Origin of the sequence: Caenimonas sedimenti (genome assembly GCF_007833165.1) — a bacterium.
Lineage (GTDB): Bacteria > Pseudomonadota > Gammaproteobacteria > Burkholderiales > Burkholderiaceae_C > Ramlibacter > Ramlibacter sedimenti.
Genome location: NZ_VOBQ01000011.1, coordinates 209,184 through 227,258, shown reverse-complemented (window position 1 = coordinate 227,258; position 18,075 = coordinate 209,184). Strand labels below are relative to the sequence as shown.

Annotated in this window: 17 protein-coding genes; 14 read left to right on the top strand and 3 right to left on the bottom strand. The window is 67.5% G+C overall.

The genetic code is table 11. From position 1 onward, the window contains the following. Positions 1–59 precede the first annotated feature (59 nt). On the top strand, positions 60–932 hold the full coding sequence (locus FN976_RS14410; RefSeq protein WP_145893736.1) for a CorC family transporter: 873 nt from the start codon (positions 60–62) through the stop codon (positions 930–932). Beyond that, positions 932–2,494: an apolipoprotein N-acyltransferase gene (gene lnt, locus FN976_RS14405; protein WP_145893735.1), complete on the top strand. Its 1,563-nt coding sequence runs from the start codon at positions 932–934 to the stop codon at positions 2,492–2,494. The genes FN976_RS14410 and lnt overlap by 1 nt, the downstream gene beginning before the upstream one ends. On the opposite strand, the gene FN976_RS14400 is transcribed toward lnt, so the two are convergent. Together FN976_RS14400 and FN976_RS14395 are read right to left on the bottom strand one after the other, a co-directional pair. After that, positions 2,451–4,208 carry an N-acyl-D-amino-acid deacylase family protein gene (locus FN976_RS14400; protein ID WP_145893734.1) on the bottom strand — a complete coding sequence of 586 codons (1,758 nt, stop codon included), beginning with the start codon at positions 4,206–4,208 and terminating at the stop codon, positions 2,451–2,453. The genes lnt and FN976_RS14400 overlap by 44 nt on opposite strands. Continuing rightward, a complete protein-coding gene (locus tag FN976_RS14395; RefSeq protein ID WP_145893732.1) occupies positions 4,189–5,064 on the bottom strand; it encodes a bile acid:sodium symporter family protein in 876 nt (291 codons plus the stop codon). The genes FN976_RS14400 and FN976_RS14395 overlap by 20 nt, the downstream gene beginning before the upstream one ends. 82 nt (positions 5,065–5,146) lie before the next feature. Between FN976_RS14395 and glyQ the strand changes: the two genes are divergently transcribed. From glyQ to FN976_RS14370, 5 genes are read left to right on the top strand one after another with little or no spacing between them, the layout of a single operon-like run. Then, the gene (gene glyQ / locus FN976_RS14390) at positions 5,147–6,052 is read left to right on the top strand and encodes a glycine--tRNA ligase subunit alpha (protein WP_145893731.1); all 906 of its coding nucleotides are present in this window, start codon (positions 5,147–5,149) and stop codon (positions 6,050–6,052) included. 3 nt (positions 6,053–6,055) lie between these two features. Next, a complete protein-coding gene (gene glyS / locus FN976_RS14385; protein ID WP_145893729.1) occupies positions 6,056–8,161 on the top strand; it encodes a glycine--tRNA ligase subunit beta in 2,106 nt (701 codons plus the stop codon). A 10-nt stretch (positions 8,162–8,171) separates the two neighbouring features. Continuing rightward, positions 8,172–8,738: a D-glycero-beta-D-manno-heptose 1,7-bisphosphate 7-phosphatase gene (gmhB, locus tag FN976_RS14380; protein ID WP_145893728.1), complete on the top strand. Its 567-nt coding sequence runs from the start codon at positions 8,172–8,174 to the stop codon at positions 8,736–8,738. A 12-nt stretch (positions 8,739–8,750) separates the two neighbouring features. Continuing rightward, complete coding sequence (locus FN976_RS14375) at positions 8,751–9,515, top strand: lysophospholipid acyltransferase family protein (RefSeq protein WP_145893727.1); 765 nt, start codon at positions 8,751–8,753, stop codon at positions 9,513–9,515. 11 nt (positions 9,516–9,526) lie between these two features. After that, complete coding sequence (locus tag FN976_RS14370; protein ID WP_145893726.1) at positions 9,527–10,444, top strand: M48 family metallopeptidase; 918 nt, start codon at positions 9,527–9,529, stop codon at positions 10,442–10,444. Here FN976_RS14370 and FN976_RS14365 read toward each other — a convergent pair. Beyond that, positions 10,441–11,493 (bottom strand): MBL fold metallo-hydrolase, encoded by a 1,053-nt coding sequence (locus FN976_RS14365; RefSeq protein WP_145893725.1) that lies wholly within the window; start codon positions 11,491–11,493, stop codon positions 10,441–10,443. The genes FN976_RS14370 and FN976_RS14365 overlap by 4 nt on opposite strands. A gap of 102 nt (positions 11,494–11,595) precedes the next feature. Between FN976_RS14365 and FN976_RS14360 the strand changes: the two genes are divergently transcribed. From FN976_RS14360 to FN976_RS14330, 7 genes are all read left to right on the top strand, one after another. Then, the gene (locus FN976_RS14360; RefSeq protein WP_145893724.1) at positions 11,596–12,033 is read left to right on the top strand and encodes a MerR family transcriptional regulator; all 438 of its coding nucleotides are present in this window, start codon (positions 11,596–11,598) and stop codon (positions 12,031–12,033) included. A 44-nt stretch (positions 12,034–12,077) separates the two neighbouring features. Next, positions 12,078–12,539, top strand: coding sequence for a PaaI family thioesterase (locus FN976_RS14355; protein WP_145893723.1), 462 nt, complete (start codon positions 12,078–12,080; stop codon positions 12,537–12,539). A 31-nt stretch (positions 12,540–12,570) separates the two neighbouring features. Beyond that, the gene (locus FN976_RS14350; protein ID WP_145893722.1) at positions 12,571–13,749 is read left to right on the top strand and encodes an isovaleryl-CoA dehydrogenase; all 1,179 of its coding nucleotides are present in this window, start codon (positions 12,571–12,573) and stop codon (positions 13,747–13,749) included. 82 nt (positions 13,750–13,831) lie between these two features. Beyond that, a complete protein-coding gene (can, locus tag FN976_RS14345; protein ID WP_145893721.1) occupies positions 13,832–14,503 on the top strand; it encodes a carbonate dehydratase in 672 nt (223 codons plus the stop codon). 20 nt (positions 14,504–14,523) lie between these two features. After that, the gene (gene aceK / locus FN976_RS14340; protein WP_145893720.1) at positions 14,524–16,320 is read left to right on the top strand and encodes a bifunctional isocitrate dehydrogenase kinase/phosphatase; all 1,797 of its coding nucleotides are present in this window, start codon (positions 14,524–14,526) and stop codon (positions 16,318–16,320) included. A 23-nt stretch (positions 16,321–16,343) separates the two neighbouring features. Further along, positions 16,344–16,829 carry a hypothetical protein gene (locus FN976_RS14335; protein ID WP_145893719.1) on the top strand — a complete coding sequence of 162 codons (486 nt, stop codon included), beginning with the start codon at positions 16,344–16,346 and terminating at the stop codon, positions 16,827–16,829. Positions 16,830–16,849: 20 nt separating this feature from the next. Beyond that, positions 16,850–18,031: an acetyl-CoA C-acyltransferase gene (locus FN976_RS14330; RefSeq protein WP_145893718.1), complete on the top strand. Its 1,182-nt coding sequence runs from the start codon at positions 16,850–16,852 to the stop codon at positions 18,029–18,031. Positions 18,032–18,075 lie beyond the last annotated feature (44 nt).

The window sequence follows — 18,075 nt, the reverse complement described above, 5'->3', positions numbered from 1 at the left end:
GGCGGCCCGCGGCACGGGCAATCCGCTATCCTATCGGTCCCCCCACTCGCCTCCCGGCTGTGTCAGAACCCCACCCAGCGCGCTCGCACGAAAAGCAGGACAAACGGACCTTCCTGCAAAAGGTCGCCGAGTTCATCCACCCCGGACCGGACTCCAAGGCGGAGCTGATCGAAACCCTCGCGGATGCCGAGGACAACGACATCATCGGCGCCGAGTCGCGGGTGATGCTCGAAGGCGTGATCCGGATGGCGGAACTCACCGCCGGCGACGTGATGGTGGCCGCGCCGCGCATGGACCTGGTCAACATCGACGCGCCCTACGACGACATCCTGCACGTCGTCATCGACACCGCGCACTCCCGTTTCCCGGTGTACGACTCCGACCGCGAGAACATCATCGGCATCCTGATGGCGAAGGACCTGCTCAAGCTGCAGCGCGCGCCCGAGCTGAACATTCGCGCGCTGCTGCGCCCGGCCGTGTTCGTGCCGGAGAGCAAAGGCCTCAACGACCTGTTGCGGGAGTTCCGGGGCAACCGCAACCACTTGGCCATCGTCATCGACGAGTTCGGCCGCGTGGCCGGCCTGATCACCATCGAGGACGTGCTGGAGCAGATCGTCGGCGAGATCGAGGACGAATTCGACATCGCCGAGGACGAGGGCGACATCTTCGGCCTCGCCGACCGCACCTACCGCGTGAGCGGCGACACGTCCATCGAACGCGTGGAGGAGGCCTTCGGCGTCAAGCTGGTGACCGATGAAGACCATGAGTTCGACACCATCGGCGGCTTGATCGCGCACGAGATGGGCCATGTGCCCAAGCGCAGCGAGCACACCACCCTGGCCGGCCTCGACTTCGTGGTGCTCCACACCAAGGGCGGCGCCGTCCGCTGGTTCAAGGTGTCTCCCACCCGGACCGAGGGCAGCAAGGCCTGATGCCGGCCGTGCGGCTGGCCGCCCTGGCCGCGGCCGTGCTGGCCGGCGTCCTGCAGGCTTTCGCGATCGCCTGGCCGTGGGGCGGGCAGCCCTTGTGGTGGTTGCAGATCGCCACGCTGGCCATCCTCTGCTTCGCGCTGCGGCGCGAGACATCGCCCTGGCATGGCGCGTTGCTGGGCTGGCTGTTCAGCATCGCCTGGCTGGCCGCCAATTGGTGGTGGCTCTACATCTCCATGCACGTTTACGGCGGCCTGCACCCCGCCGTGACCGTGGTCGCGGTGCTCGGGCTCGCCGCGTTCCTGGGGCTCTACTACGCGCTCGCGGCGGGACTGTTCGTGCGATGGGGTGCCGGCACTCCGACCTGGACCGCTGCCGGCCTGTTCGCCAGCGCCTGGTTGGCCGCGGAACTGATGCGCAACACCTTGTTCACCGGCTTTCCCTGGGGCGCTGGCGGCTATGCGCACGTCGATGGGCCACTTGCCTTCCTCGCGCCCTGGGTCGGGGTCTACGCGATGGGGGCGGTCGCCGCGTGGATTGCCGCCGCGACGGCCATGCTGCTGCTGGCGCGGCAGTTCAAGCGGCTGGCCGCCATGCTTGCGGGCGTCGCCGTGTTCGCGGCGGCAGGGCACCTCGCAAGCTCCACGCTCGACGCGCCCGGCGCCGGCCGGCTGAGCGTCGCGCTGCTCCAGGGCAACATCCCGCAGGACGAGAAGTTCCAGGGGGGCACCGGCATCCCGCTCGCGCTCGACTGGTATGCCGCCCAGATGCGTAGCGCCCGAGCGTCCCTGGTGGTCGCGCCCGAAACGGCCATCCCCCTGCTGCCCAAGCAACTGCCCGACGGGTACCTGCAGTCGCTGCGCGCCGAGTTCAGCCGCGGGGACCGGGCCGCGATCACCGGCATCCCGCTCGGTGGACTCGAAGAGGGCTACTCCAATTCCGTCATCGGCCTGCGGCCGGGTGGAGCGCCCTACCAGTACGACAAGCACCACCTGGTGCCTTTCGGCGAATTCATCCCGCCCTTCTTCAAGTGGTTCACGCGGATGATGAACATCCCGCTGGGCGACTTCAACCGCGGCGGCGTGGGCCAGGCGCCGTTCGAGTGGCAGGGCCAGCGGATCGCGCCCAACATCTGCTACGAAGACCTGTTCGGCGAAGAGCTGGGCGCCCGCTTCCGCGACCCGGCACAGGCGCCGACCATCTTCGTCAACGTGAGCAACATCGGCTGGTTCGGCAACACTGTGGCCATCGACCAGCACCTGCACATCAGCCGCATGCGGGCGCTTGAATTCCGCCGGCCCATGGTGCGCGCCACGAACACGGGCGCCACCGTGATCATCGACCGCCACGGTGTGGTCACGCACAGCCTGCCGCGGCACACCCGCGGCGTGCTCATGGGCGAGGTGGAGGGCGGCACCGGCCTCACGCCCTTCGCCTGGTGGGTCTCGCGCTTCGGCTTCTGGCCCTTGTGGCTGCTGGCGCTCGGCGTTCCGTTGCTGATCGTCCTGCGGCGCCGCCGCGCTAACGGCCCATCCGCACCAGGCGTCCCGGCCGGGCGGGGGTGACTGCGCCGTCGCGCGCCACCGCTTCGCCGCGCACCCAGGTCCCCACGTAGCCTTGCGCCTTCTGCAGGAAGCGCTTGCCGCCCGCCGGCAGGTCGTTCACCAGGCGCGGCGTGTCCAGCCGCAGCTGCGCCGGATCGATGAGGTTGAAGTCCGCGCGCAGTCCGGGTGCGATGCGGCCCCGGTCGTTCAGGCCGAGATAGCGGGCATTGCGGGCGCTCATCATCTCCACCGCCTGCTGCACCGGCAGGCGTTCTTTCGCCCGGCCCTGGACCCAGTGCGTCAGCATGAAGGTGGAGAAGCTGGCGTCGCACACCGTGCCCACGTGCGCGCCCGCGTCGCCCAGCCCGAAGAGGGCGCGCGGGTGATCCAGCATGGCACGCAGGGCGTCGAGAGAGCCGGCGTTGTAGTTGAAGATGGGGAAGTAGATCAGCCCACTGCCGTCGCCCGCCGCCAGATGGTCGTACAACGCTTCGAGCGGCCGGATGCCGCCCTGCTTGGCCCGCACCAGGAAGCTCTGCATGACGCCCGGCTCGTAGTCGAGCTTGCCCTCGAGAGGAAACATGCGGCCGCTGATCAGGTCGATCCGCAGCAGCAGCAGATCCACCAGGGGCGGAATCGCCGTCCCATCGCCCGCCAGCCGGTCCGACTGCTGCGAGAGGATGCGTGCCTTGCGCTCGGGTTCGCGCAGTGCCGCGGCCCGCTGCGCCAGCGGCAGGCCGGCCACTTCCTTGTAGCCAGGGAAGCCCATGAACGGGTGGAAGCTGGCCTCCAGCCCGATGATCACGCCGATGCCGCGTGCCGCCGCCTGCAGGTAGAGCGGGAGGCCCTCCGCGACGGCCTGGTCCGTGCGTGCCCGGATCGCTTCCATCTGCTCGCCGCCCGGGTCGCGCTGCAGCCAGGTCATCGACAACGGGCGGCCCGACGCGCGCGCCAGCTGCTCGACCAGGTCGAATTCGGCGTCGAACCGCTTCGCATCGCGCAGCAGGTCGAAATCGCTCACCAGCTGCACCACGCCATGCGCCAGGCCGGCGAAGGCTTCACCCAGGCCCACCAGTTCGGCGGCGCTGGCCTCCGCCGCCGGTGTTTCCTTGCCCTCGGCCGTCCGGTGGTTGTCGCTGCGGCCGGTGCTGAAGCCGGCGGCGCCGGCTTGCAGCGCTTCACGCAGCAAGGCGCGCATGGCGGCGATGTCGTCGGCGCTCGCGGGTTGCTGCGCCACCGCGCGCTCGCCCATCACGTACATGCGCAGGGGATCGTGCGGCACCTGCACCAGGTAGTCCAAGCTGCGCGGCGAGGCTTCCAGTGCATCCATGTATTGGGGAAAGCTTTCCCAGTTCCAGCGGATGCCTTCGTGCAAGGCCGCCCCGGGAATGTCCTCGACCCCCTCCATCAGCTTGATCAGCCCGTCCTGTCCCCCGGGACGCACCGGCGCGAAACCCACGCCGCAGTTGCCCATCACCAGCGTGGTGACGCCGTGATGGATGCTGGGCGAGAACGTGTCGTCCCAGGTGGCCTGGCCGTCGTAGTGGGTGTGGATGTCGATGAAGCCGGGCATCAGCCAGGCGCCGGCCGCGTTCAGCGTCTCGCGCGCCTGCGTGCGCAGAGGCTGCCGGCTGACCTCCAGGATGCGGCCGTCCCGCACCGCCACGTCCGCCGTGAACGGCGCGCCTCCGCCGCCGTCGACGACGGTGGCGCCTTCAATGAGCCAGTCGAGCATCCTTGCGTCTCCAATAAAGCGCCAGCGACAGGCCGCTCACGATGTGCCAGATGCCCCACAGGCTGGCGATGACGACCATGCCGAGATCGCTGCCGAACTGTAGCGCGACGATCCCCAGTGCGAGCCCCGAATTCTGCATGCCGCCTTCGATCATCACGGCGCGGCGGTCGCGTTCCGCCACACGCATGGCCGTCGCCGTGAGCCAGCCGAAGAGCAGGCCGCACGCGTTGTGCGCGATCACCAGGGCCAGCATGGGCAGCAGGCCGAGCGTGAGCATCTGGCGCTGCCGGAACAGACCCAGGACGATGAATGCCAGCAGCGCGAACAGTGCGAAATTGCCGAGCGGTTTGCGGATGCGTTCGGTGAGCGCCGGGAAGCGGTAGGCGACGCAGAGCCCAGCCGCCATCGGCGCCGCCAGCAAGGCCAGCAGGCTGACCCAGATGCCGGACGGGTCGATCTCCAGGGTACGCAACCACCCCGCGGTGGCTGGGTTGCTGGCCACCATCCAGGCGAAGTTGAAGGGCGTCGCGACCAGCGCGATCAAGCTGGCCACCGCGGAAATGCTGACCGACAGGGCCGTGTTGCCCCGGCCGAAGTGGGTGATGACGTTGCTCAGGCTGCCGCCGGGGCAGGAAGCCACCAGGATCATGGCCGCCTCCACGTTGGGCGGCAAGTCCAGCGCCAGGGTGGCCGCCCAGGTGCCCACGGGCAGCAGGATGAACTGCGGGATCAGCCCGCAGACCACCGCCCAGGGCGTCTGGCCGACCCGGCGGAAGTCGTCGAGCTTGAGTTCCAGCGCCACCGAAAACACCATGGTGGCCAGCACCAGGCTCAAGACCAGTTGTGAAATGCTCATCCCTGCTCCTCCTGGCGGAGCGTAGCCGGGCCTCACGCCCTAAAATCGAGGGTTTACGCGGCCTTCGCCGCGGCGCGGGCCCATGCTCACCTTCCAACAGATCATCCTCAAGCTGCAGTCGTACTGGGACGCCCAGGGCTGCGCGTTGCTGCAACCGTACGACATGGAAGTCGGGGCGGGTACCTCGCACACCGCCACTTTCCTGCGCGCGATCGGCCCCGAGCCCTGGAAAGCCGCCTACGTGCAGCCCAGCCGCCGCCCCAAGGACGGCCGCTATGGCGAGAACCCCAACCGGCTGCAGCACTACTACCAATACCAGGTCGTGCTGAAGCCGGCGCCGGCGAACATCCTGGAGCTCTACCTGGGGTCGCTGGAGGCGCTGGGCTTCGACCTGAAGAAGAACGACGTACGTTTCGTCGAAGACGATTGGGAGAACCCCACGCTGGGCGCCTGGGGCCTGGGCTGGGAGGTCTGGTTGAACGGCATGGAAGTCACGCAGTTCACCTACTTCCAGCAGGTGGGCGGCATCAACTGCAAACCCATCACCGGCGAGATCACCTATGGCCTGGAACGGCTGGCGATGTACCTGCAGGGCGTCGACAACGTCTACAACCTGACCTGGACGGACGGCCTGTCGTACGGCGACGTCTACAAGCAGAACGAAGTCGAGCAGTCCACGTACAACTTCGAGCACAGCGACGCCGAATTCCTGTTCACGGCCTTCGGGGCGCATGAAAAGCAGGCCAAGCACCTGATGGAGCAGCAGCTGGCGCTGCCGGCCTACGAGCAGGTGCTGAAAGCGGCCCATACGTTCAACCTGCTGGATGCGCGCGGCGCCATCAGCGTGACGGAGCGGGCCGCCTACATCGGGCGGATCCGGAATCTGGCGCGCAGCGTGGCGCAGAGCTACTACGAAAGCCGCGAGCGGCTCGGATTCCCGATGGCGCCACGCGAGTGGATCGACGATCTTGGCAAGAAGGCTGCGTAAGAGATGTCCGTGCAAAACCTTCTCGTCGAACTGTTCGTGGAAGAACTCCCGCCCAAGGCGCTGCGCAAGCTGGGCGACGCGTTCGGCAACGTGCTGCTGGAGCAGTTGCGAGCGCTTGGACTCGCCACGGGCGAATCCGTCCTGACCCCGTTCGCGTCCCCACGCCGGCTGGCCGCTCACGTCACGGCGGTCGCGCCGCAGGCCGCTGACAAATCTGTCTCGCAGAAGCTCATGCCCGTGAGCGTCGGTCTCGATGCGGCAGGCCAGCCCACGCCCGCCCTGCTGAAGAAGCTGCAGGCGCTGGGCGCCGACGCCTCCGCCGTGGCCGGCCTCCAGCGCGCGCCCGACGGCAAGGCGGAAGCCTTGTTCTACGACAGCAAGGTCAAGGGCGCCACGCTCGCCGATGGTCTGCAGAAGGCGCTGAACGAAAGCCTGGCCAGGCTGCCGATCCCGAAGGTGATGACCTACCAGCTGGCTGATGGCTGGAGCGACGTGAAGTTCGTGCGGCCGGCGCACGCGCTCGTGGCGTTGCATGGCTCCGAGGTGGTGCCCATCCAGGCGCTCGGCCTGCAGGCCGGCCGGACCACCCAGGGCCACCGCTTCGAAGCAGCCATGCCGAAAGTGAGCTTTGCCAACGCCGACAGTTACGCCGAGACGCTGGCGAAGGACGGTTCGGTCATCGCCGGCTTCGACGCCCGGCGCGCGGAGATCGCGCGCCAGTTGGCGGCTGCAGCCACCCAGGTCGGCGGCGGCGTCCAGCCCATCGAAGACGATGCACTCCTCGACGAAGTGACGGCGCTGGTCGAGCGCCCCAATGTCGTCACCTGCCAGTTCGAGCCCGAGTTCCTCGACGTGCCGCAGGAATGCCTGATCCTCACGATGAAGGCGAACCAGAAGTACTTCCCGCTGCTCGACCCGGCCGGCAAGCTGACGAACCGCTTCCTGGTGGTGAGCAACATCCGCCCGGACGACGCGAGCGCTGTCATCGGCGGCAACGAGCGGGTGGTGCGCCCGCGCCTCGCCGATGCCAAGTTCTTCTTCGACCAGGACCGCAAGAAGACGCTGGAGTCTCGGGTCGCCGGCCTGTCCAAGGTCGTCTATCACAACAAGCTGGGCACGCAAGGCGAGCGGATGGAACGCGTGCGGGCCATCGCCAAGGTGATCGGCGCGCAACTCGGCAGCGATGCACTGGCGCAGAACGCGGATCGCGCTGCGCGCCTGGCCAAGGCAGACCTGCTGACCGACATGGTGGGCGAGTTTCCGGAGCTGCAAGGCATCATGGGTGGCTACTACGCCCGTCATGACGGCCTGGGCGACGACGTCGCCTTCGCGATCGAAGACCACTACCGCCCGCGCTTCGCCGGCGATGCGCTGCCGCGCAACGATGTCGGCCTGGTCGTCGCGCTGGCCGACAAGCTGGAAACGCTGGCGGGGCTGTTCGCCATCGGGCAGCTGCCCTCCGGCGACAAGGATCCTTTCGCGCTGCGCCGCCATGCCCTCGGCATCATTCGCATGCTGATGGAAAAGGACCTGAAGCTCGACCTGGGCGCGCTGGTCACCGAGGCGCTCGGCCTGTTTCCCCAGGCGGGCGCCGAAACGGCGCAGCAGCTCACGGATTTCATCTACGACCGCCTCGCGGGCTCCCTGCGCGAACAAGGCTACAGCGCGCAGGAAGTCGATGCCGTGCTGGCGTTGCGTCCCCAGCGGCTGGGCGACGTCGCCAAGCGCCTGGCCGCCGTGCGCGCTTTCGCGGCCCTGCCCGAGGCACCCGCGCTGGCCGCGGCCAACAAACGCATCGGCAACATCCTGAAGAAGGCCGACCGCGCTGACGCACACGTCAACGAAGCCTTGCTGAAGGAAGTCGCCGAGAAGGCGCTCTTCGCGGCGATGCAGAAAACCGCGCCGCAGGCGGGCAAGCAGTTCGATGCCGGCGACTACACCGGCTCCTTGCAGACCTTGGCCGCACTGCGCGCGCCGGTGGATGCGTTCTTCGATGGCGTGATGGTCAATGCGGAGGAGGCCGATCTGCGCCTCAACCGCCTGGGGCTGCTGGCGACCCTGCACCAGGCGATGAATCGCGTGGCGGATCTTTCCCGCCTGGCCACATGAGGGGCCGCCCATGAAACTCGTCATCCTCGACCGCGACGGCACCATCAACGCCGACAGCGAAGAATTCATCAAGACCCCCGACGAGTGGCAGCCGCTGCCCGGCGCGCTGGAAGCCATCGCGCGCCTGAACCACGCCGGGTGGCACGTGGCGATCGCCTCCAACCAGTCCGGCCTCGGCCGCGGCCTGTTCGACGTGGCGTCGCTGAACGCCATCCACGTGAAGATGAACAAGTCGCTGGCCGCCGTCGGCGGCCGCGTCGATGCCGTGTTCTATTGCCCGCACAGCCCCGACGAGGGCTGCCAGTGCCGCAAGCCCCTGCCTGGCCTGTTCGAGCAGATCGGGGACCGCTTCGGTGTCGACCTGAAGCTCACGCCGGTGGTGGGGGATTCGCTGCGGGACCTGCAGGCGGGTGCTGCGGTCGGCTGCGCGCCGCACCTGGTGCTCACCGGCAAGGCGGGCGTGCTGCGCGGCCAGCCGCTGCCCGACACGTTCCCCGCGAACACGCAGGTGCATGAGGACCTGGCCGCTTTCGCCGACTGGCTGATCGCGCGTCCGCCCGCGCCCCGGCCGGCCTGAGATACTTCAGGCATGGCTTTCGTTCGTTCGGTCCTGCATGCCTTGCTCATGCTGGTGACGGTGGTGCCCTGGGGCATCTGGATGGTGACGGCGTCGCTGTGGGCCAGCGGCGAGGAGATGTACTGGAAGGCCGCGCGCTGGCTCGGATGGCAGATCGAGGGCGCGCGCGTGCTCTGCGGCATCCAGGTGCGGGTCACCGGCATGGAGAACCTGCCGACCGGCAAGACCAGCCCCGCCATCCTGCTGGTGAAGCACCAGTCGACCTTCGAGACCTTCCTGATGCCCACGCTGATGCCGCACCCGCTGGCCTACGTGTTCAAGCGCGAGCTGATCTACGTGCCTTTCTTCGGCTGGGCGATGGGCCGGATGGACATGATCCACATCGACCGCAGCGCCAAGGCCCAGGCCTTCAACAAGGTCGTGGAGCAGGGCAAGCGCCTGCTGGCGCAGGGCATCTGGGTGATCATGTTTCCCGAAGGCACGCGCATCCCGCGCGGCCAGAAGGGCAACTACAAGTCCGGCGGCACGCGGCTCGCCGTGGCCACCGGCGCGCCGGTGATCCCGGTCGCGGTGACCTCGGCCAAGTGCTGGCCGCGCAAGGCCTTCATCAAGCACCCGGGGATCGTCGATGTCTCCATCGGCAAGCCGATCCCGAGTGAAGGCCGCGAGGCCGACGAATTGATGCGGGAAGTGGAGGCCTGGATCGAAACCGAGATGCACCGGCTCGACCCGGAGGCTTACGCGAAGGAGCCCCAGCTCCCACCCACCGCCGGGTAAACTCGCGGCCCATGCAGTCCCCGTTTCAGCTCTTCCTCGACCTGTTCGACGAGCCGAAACCCCCCCTTCCTGAAGCCACTCCCGCCCAGCCTGCCCCCACGGCCGCGCCGCGCCGCGCCGGCCCGCCCGCGGAGCCCCTGGCCGACGTCATCGCGCCCCAGGTTTTCCGTCACCCCGAGGCCAACCGCGAGGCGCTGCTCGGCGACGTGCTGGTCGCCTACCTGTTCCGCCGCGGCAAGCGCAAGAGCATCGGCTTCGTCATCGGCCCCGAAGGCCTGGTCGTCAGCGCGCCGCGCTGGGTGACCATGGGTGACGTCGACCAGGCGGTGCGCGACAAGACCCGCTGGATCGTCAGCAAGCTGGGCCAGGCGCGCGAGCGCCAGGAGCGGCTGGCCTCGGCCCGCATCGAATGGAAGGACGGCACGACCATTCCTTTCCTCGGCGAGTCCGTCATCGTGGTGCTGGACCCGCGCCATGCGTTCCAGGAACAAAGCGCGGTGCTGAACACCGACGCCGAGGCGCTGCCCGGCGTGCCGCGCCTCACGCTGCACGTGGGGCTGGCGCACAACGCGCAGCCGGCGCAGATCCGCGATGCCGTCCAGGCCTGGCTGATGCGCCAGGCCCGGCGCATTTTCACCGAGCGCCTGGACCGCTACGCGCCCCAGCTGGGCGTGCAATGGCGCAAGCTGACACTCACCAGCGCCGGCACGCTCTGGGGCACGGCAAAGAGCGATGGCGCGATCCGTCTCAATTGGCGGCTGGTCCACTTCCGCCTGCCGGTGATCGACTACGTCGTGGCGCACGAACTGAGCCACCTGCGCGTGATGGACCACAGCCCGCGCTTCTGGGAGACCGTGGCTTCCGTGGTGCCGGACTATCCGCTGCTGCGCCGGCAGCTGAAGGACGAGGCGCTGCCGGTCTGGAACTAGGCGCTGAAACGCCAGACGCCTTCCGCATCCCGCGCGCGGTGCAGCGTGCCGGCATGCCACAGCTTGTGCAGGTGCGCGACCGCCTCCCCCATCGCAAAGGTCGTCTGGTGCAGATCCAGTCGGCGCTTGAACAGCACCGGCAGCACATCCGCCGCAGAACAGGGCTTCTCTGTGCAAGCGGTGACGACCTCGGCCAGCCGGTCGCGGTGGTGGTCGTGCAGCTGGCGGATGCGCGCATGCAGGCCGCGGAACGGCTTGCCGTGCGCGGGCAGCACCAGCGTGTCTTCGGGCAGCGGTGCGAACTTGTCGATGGAGGCCAGGAACAGCCTGAGCGAATCCGCCTCGGGCTCGATGTCGTACACGCTCACGTTGGTCGAGATGCGCGGCAGCATCATGTCGCCGCTCACCAGCACGCGCTGCTTCTCCGCGAACAGGGCGATGTGTTCCGGCGCATGGCCATACCCGCTGATGCAGCGCCAGGCGTGCCCGCCGATGTCGATGCGGTCGCCCTCCATCAGGCGGCGGAAACTGGGTGGCACCGCCGGCACCATGCTGGAGAAGTAGTTGACCCGCCCGCGGATCTTCTCCATGGATTCCGGGTCCACGAGGCCGTGCGACGCGAAGAAGCGCGCCGCGCCTTCACCGCCGAAGCCCGTGGTGCTCTGCGAGGCCAGCCGGGCCGCGTTGTAGTCGGTCGCGCTGATCCACAGCCGCGCGTCCCAGCGCTCGCACAGCCAATGGGCCAGGCCGATGTGGTCCGGGTGCATGTGGGTCACCAGCACGCGCAGGATGGGCAGCCCCTCCAACTGGGTGGCCATCACCGCTTCCCATTGCTCTCGCGACTCCGGCCGGTCGATGCAGCAGTCGACCACCGTCCAGCCCTCGCGGCCCTCGATGCGGTCGCGCAACAGCCAGAGGTTGATGTGGTCCAGCGCGAACGGCAGGGCCATGCGGATCCACTTCACGCCTTCGGCCACCGGCAGCGTCTCGCCGGGCGCGGGCAGGGTGTCGGCGAAGGGGTAGTCGAGCTCGTGTTCCAGGGTGTTCATGCGGCGCGCTCCGGATTGACGTTGACGTAAACGTCAGATGTAATCGGCCCATTCTAGGGAGGGCCCCCCGGGCTTTCCTGTCTCCAGGCATACAGCACACCCATGGCGCCGTCCGCATCCACTTTCACCATCAGCGACCTGGCCCGCGAGTTCGACCTCACCACGCGGGCCATCCGGTTCTATGAAGACATGGGGCTGCTGCAGCCCGAACGCTCCGGCCCGGGCGGGCGCAACCGGGTCTACAGCGCCCGCGACCGCACGCGGCTCAAGCTCACCCTGCGCGCCAAGCGGCTGGGCCTGTCGCTGACCGAGGCGCGCGACATCATCGACACCTACGACAGCCCGCGCGACACCGGCCCGCAGCTGCGCAAGTTCCTCGCCATCCTGTCGGCGCACCGGCAGCAGATCGAGGAGCAGATGGCCGAGCTGCAGGCCAACCTGGAAGAGGTGCGCACGCACGAAAAAGAGGCCAAGGCGCTGCTGGTGCGCGTGGAAAAAGGCGGGGCCAAGGAAGCGAAGGGGGATCGCGGGCATAATTGACGTTGACGTAAACGTCAATTGCCAGAGTTCTCAAGGAGTCGCACATGGACGCCCCGCGTTTCGAGCCTGCGGATGCCGGCTATGCCGCCCGCGTGCGTGCCAGTTTCGACCGCCAGCCGGCCATGGCCACCATCGGCGCGGCGCTCGCCGCCGTGGAGCCCGGCCGCGTCGTCATCGAACTGGCCTGGCAGCAAGCGCTCACCCAGCAGCATGGCTTCCTGCATGCGGGCATGGTCGCCACGGCGCTCGACTCGGCTTGCGGCTATGCCGGGTTCAGCCTGATGCCCGAAGAGGCCGCGGTGCTCACCATCGAATTCAAGATCAACCTGCTGGCGCCGGCGCAGGGCGAACGCTTCCGCATGGAAGGGCTGGTCATCAAGCCCGGCCGCACCGTGACCGTGACAGAAGGCCGCGCCTACGCGATCGCCGGCGGCCGCGAGAAGCTGGTCGCCACCATGGGCGCGACGCTGATGGCCGTGGTGGGCCGCGAAGGCATCAAGCACTGAAGAACGAGCAGAGAGCGACAAGGAGTTTTCCATGGACTTACCCGGCCTGAATTTCGCATTGGGCGACGACATCGACGCCCTGCGCGACGCCGTGCGCGGTTTCGCCGAAGCCGAGATCGCGCCGCGCGCCGCCGACATCGACCGCAACGACCTGTTCCCCGCCGACCTCTGGCGCAAGATGGGCGAACTGGGCGTGCTCGGCATCACGGTGCCCGAGGAATACGGCGGCGCCAACATGGGCTACCTCGCCCACATGGTGGCCATGGAGGAGATCTCGCGCGCCTCGGCGTCGGTCGGGCTCTCCTACGGCGCGCACAGCAACCTGTGCGTGAACCAGATCAAGCGCAACGGCAATGAGGCGCAGAAGCGGAAGTACCTGCCCAAGTTGGTCTCCGGCGAACACGTGGGCGCGCTCGCCATGAGCGAGCCGGGCGCCGGCAGCGATGTCATCTCGATGAAGCTGAAGGCGGAGGACAAGGGCGGCTATTACCTGCTGAACGGCAGCAAGATGTGGATCACCAACGGGCCGGACGCCGACACGCTGGTCGTCTATGCCAAGACCGAACCCGAACTGGGCGCCCGCGGCGTCACGGCATTCCTGATCGAAAAGGCCATGAAGGGCTTCTCGGTCGCGCAGAAGCTCGACAAGCTGGGCATGCGCGGCAGCCACACCGGCGAGCTCGTGTTCCAGAACGTCGAAGTGCCGGCCGAGAACGTGATGGGCACCCTCAACGGCGGCGCCAAGGTGCTGATGAGCGGGCTGGACTACGAGCGCGCCGTGCTGTCGGCGGGGCCGGTCGGCATCATGCAGGCAGTGATGGACAACGTCGTGCCCTACATCCACGACCGCAAGCAGTTCGGGCAGAGCATCGGCGAATTCCAGCTGATCCAGGGCAAGGTGGCGGACATGTACACCATGCTGCAGGCCTGCCGCGCCTACTGCTACACGGTCGGCAAGAACCTGGATGCGCTGGGCTATGAACACGTGCGCCAGGTCCGCAAGGACTGCGCCTCGGTGATCTTGATGACGGCGGAGAAGGCCACCTGGATGGCCGGCGAGGGCATCCAGATCTTCGGCGGCAACGGCTATATCAACGAATACCCGCTCGGGCGCCTGTGGCGCGACGCCAAGCTGTACGAGATCGGCGCCGGCACCAGCGAGATCCGCCGCATGCTGATCGGGCGGGAGCTGTTCGCGGAGACGATGTGACCTGGTCTGTCATCCCGGACTCGATTCGGAATCCACGTTGGCACGCCAACATGGATTGCGGGTCGAGCCCGCAATGACAGGGATGCCGGACAATCCTCCCATGAGCTCCATCCAAGACCTGTTCACCCACAACCGCGCCTGGGCCGCGGAGATGGAACGCACGCGCCCCGGGTTCTTCACCAGCCTCACGCAGCAGCAGAAGCCCAAGTACATGTGGATCGGCTGCTCCGACAGCCGGGTGCCGGCCAACCAGATCACCGGCCTCGAGCCCGGCGAGGTGTTCGTGCACCGCAACGTCGCCAACATCGTCGTGCACTCCGACCTGAACGCGCTCTCGGCCATCCAGTTCGCGGTGGAGATGCTCAAGGTCGAGCACATCATGGTCGTCGGCCACTACGGCTGCGGCGGCGTGATGGCGGCCCTGCACGGGGCGCGCATCGGCCTGGCCGACAACTGGATCCGCCACATCCAGGACGTGCGCGACCGGCACCGCCAGTTGCTGGACCACATCGCGCCGGAGAAGCGGGCCGACGCGCTGGTGGACCTGAACGTGATCGAGCAAGTGGTCAACGTGTGCGTCAGCACCGTGATGACGGACGCCTGGGCGCAGCGGCAGAATATCAGCGTGCATGGCTGGGCCTACGGTGTGCACGACGGCCTGCTGCAGGACCTGCACATGGCGGTGGGCAGCGCGGACGCGCTCGAGCCGTTGTACCGGTCCGCGGTGCAGGGCGTGATCGCTGCCCGCAGCTAGACACGAGCGGGCGCCCCAGCATGTTTCCGCAACGCCTCGATTCGCCGCTGGCCTACGACGTTGCCAAGGCCATGATGGATGGCTTCAACCGCCACTACCGGTTGTTCCGCACCGAATCGGCGCGCGCCAAGCACCGGTTCGAAACGGCGGACTGGCACGGCCAGCAGCGGGCGCAGCGCGAGCGCATCGAGTTCTACGACCTGCGCGTCAAGGAAGCCGTGACGCGGCTGGAGAAGGAATTCAAGGCCGGCGACCAGCCGATGGAGGTCTGGCAGCAGATCAAGCTGCACTACATCGGCCTCTTGATCGACCACCACCAGCCGGAGCTGGCGGAGACCTTCTTCAACTCGGTCACCACCAAGATCCTGCACCGCACCTACTTCCACAACGACTTCATCTTCGTCCGGCCGGCGGTGAGCACGGAGTACATCGAGAACGAGGAGCCGGCGGCGGCGCCGACCTACCGCGCCTACTACCCGGCGCGCGAAACCATGCACGAGAACATCGTGCGCCTGGTCGACAATTTCCGGCTGCAGAAGCCTTTCGAGGACCTGGACCGTGACGCGCAGCTGGTGGTCGAGGCCATCAGCGGCCGCCTGAACCAGGTGAAGCTGCGCGCCAATTTCCAGATCCAGGTGCTGTCGTCGCTCTTCTTCCGCAACAAGGGCGCCTACGTCGTCGGCAAGATCATCAATGGCTTCAATGAGCTGCCGTTCGCCTTGCCCATCCTGCACAACAAGAAAGAGAAGCTCTTCATCGACGCCTGCCTGTTCGGCGAGGACGACCTGCAGATGCTGTTCTCCTTCGCCCGGGCGTATTTCATGGTGGACATGGAAGTGCCCTCGGCCTTCGTGCAGTTCCTGCGCTCGCTCATGCCGCGCAAGCCGCGCGCCGAGATCTACAACGCCCTCGGACTGGCGAAGCAGGGCAAGACGCTGTTCTACCGGGATTTTCTCTACCACCTGCGCCACTCCAGCGACAAGTTCCGCATCGCCCCCGGCATCAAGGGCATGGTGATGCTGGTGTTCGACCTGCCGTCCTTCCCCTACGTATTCAAGGTCATCAAGGACTATTACCCGCCGCAGAAAGACACCACGCGCGAGCAGATCCAGGGCAAGTACCTGCTGGTGAAGCAGCACGACCGCGTGGGCCGCATGGCCGACACCCTGGAGTACAGCGAAGTCGCCTTCGCGCGTGACCGTTTCGAGGACGAGCTGATCGAGGAGATCCGCAAGTTCGCGCCGAGCCAGCTGGAGATTTCCGACCGCGACGGCGATGGTGTGGAGGAGGTGATCATCAAGCACCTCTACATCGAGCGGCGCATGATCCCGCTCAATATCTACCTGCAGGAAGCCTTCGACGCCAGCGCGCTGGAACAGATCGAGCGCGCGGTGCTGGAGTACGGCAACGCCATCAAGGACCTGGTGGCGGCCAACATCTTCCCGGGCGACATGCTGTGGAAGAACTTCGGCGTCACGCGCAACGGCAAGGTCGTGTTCTACGACTACGACGAGATCGAATACATCACCGACTGCAATTTCCGCAAGGTGCCCGAGGCTCGGAACGAAGAGGACGAGATGTCCGGCGAGGTCTGGTACAAGGTCGGCCCCAAGGACGTCTTCCCGGAGACCTTCGGCCCCTTCCTGCTCGGCAACGCCGCCGTGCGCGAGGTGTTCATGAAGCACCATGGCGATCTGCTGGATCCCGCGTTCTGGCAGTCGCACAAGGAGCGCATCGTGGCCGGCCACGTGCATGACGTCTTCCCCTACGAACGCGACAAGCGCTTCGGCCGCCGTCAGCAGGCGCATCATGCGTGACGCCTGGCGCACAGGAGGCTCCCATGCGTGACGCCTGGGAGCTCGCCAGCTACATCGTCACGGCGCTGGGCCTGCCCGTGGCCATCGCCTTCTTCGCCTGGGAACAGCGCAAGGAACGCGACAACGAAGAGGAAGAGGCGTACCAGCTGCTGTCCGACGCCTACAACGATTTCCTCAAGGTCGTGCTGGCCCACCCCGACCTCCACCTTCGAACCAACGAGCCGCTGCTGAATCCAACCACCGAGCAGAACGAGCGCATGCTGGTGATCTTCGACATGCTGATGTCGCTCTTCGAGCGCGCCTACCTCGTCGCCTACAAGCCCGTCATGACGGAAACCGAGCGGCGCCGCTGGAACAGCTGGGACGACTACATGCGCGAGTGGTGCCACCGCGAGGATTTCCACAACGCCCTGCCGCTGCTGCTGCGCGGCGAGGATCCCGAATTCCAGACCTACCTGCGCCGCATCGCCCAAGAGGAGCGCGGCACCCTCATCCTCCAGACCACCTAGCCAAGCAAGGAGCAAATACCATGGCTGATTCCATCGTCATCGTCGGCGCCGCCCGCACCCCCATGGGCGGCTTCCAGGGCGACTTCTCGTCGCTGGCCGCGCACGACCTCGGCGGCGCCGCCATCCGGGCGGCCATCGAGCGCGCCGGCGTTCCCGGCGACGCCGTCGGCGAACTGCTGTTCGGCAACTGCCTGATGGCGGGCCAGGGCCAGGCGCCGGCCCGCCAGGCCGGTTTCAAGGGCGGGCTGCCCAAGAGCACCGGCGCCGTCACGCTGTCCAAGATGTGCGGCTCCGGCATGAAGGCGGCCATGTTCGCCTACGACATGCTGCTGGCCGGCACACACGACGTGATGGTGGCAGGTGGCATGGAAAGCATGACCAACGCGCCGCACCTGCTGCTCAAGGGCCGCAGCGGCATCCGCATCGGCCACGACCGCATCTTCGACCACATGATGCTGGACGGCCTGGAAGACGCCTACGAGCCAGGCCGGGCCATGGGCACCTTCGGCGAGGACTGCGCCGCCAAGTACAACTTCAGCCGCGAGGCGCAGGACGCCTTCGCGGTCGCCTCTGTGCAGCGCGCCAAGAAGGCCACCGAGTCCGGCGGCTTCGCCGCCGAGATCACGCCGGTCACGGTGAAGGATCGCGCCGGTGAGCGCCTGGTGTCGATCGACGAAGGCCCGGGCAAGGTCAAGCTGGACAAGATCCCGACCCTCAAGCCCGCCTTCAAGAAGGACGGCACGATCACCGCGGCCTCGAGCTCGTCCATCAACGACGGCGCCGCGGCGCTGGTGATGATGAAGGAGAGCACGGCGGCGAAGATGGGCGCGAAGGCCATCGCGCGGATCGTCGGCCATGCCACCCATGCCCAGGAGCCGAACTGGTTCACCACCGCACCCGTGGGCGCGACGCAGAAGCTGTTCGCCAAGACCGGCTGGAAGGCCGCCGACGTCGACCTCTGGGAAGTGAACGAAGCCTTCGCCGTGGTGCCCATGGCGCTGATGGCCGAGATGAAGGTCGCGCACGAGATCGTCAACGTGAACGGCGGCGCCTGCGCGCTCGGCCACCCGATCGGCGCCTCGGGCGCGCGCATCATGGTCACGCTGATCCATGCGCTGCAGGCGCGCGGCGGCAAGCGCGGCGTCGCCACGCTGTGCATCGGCGGCGGCGAGGGCACGGCCGTGGCGCTGGAGCTGTTGTGATGACTTGGCTCCCTCTCCCTCTGGGAGGGGGCTGGGGTGAGGGC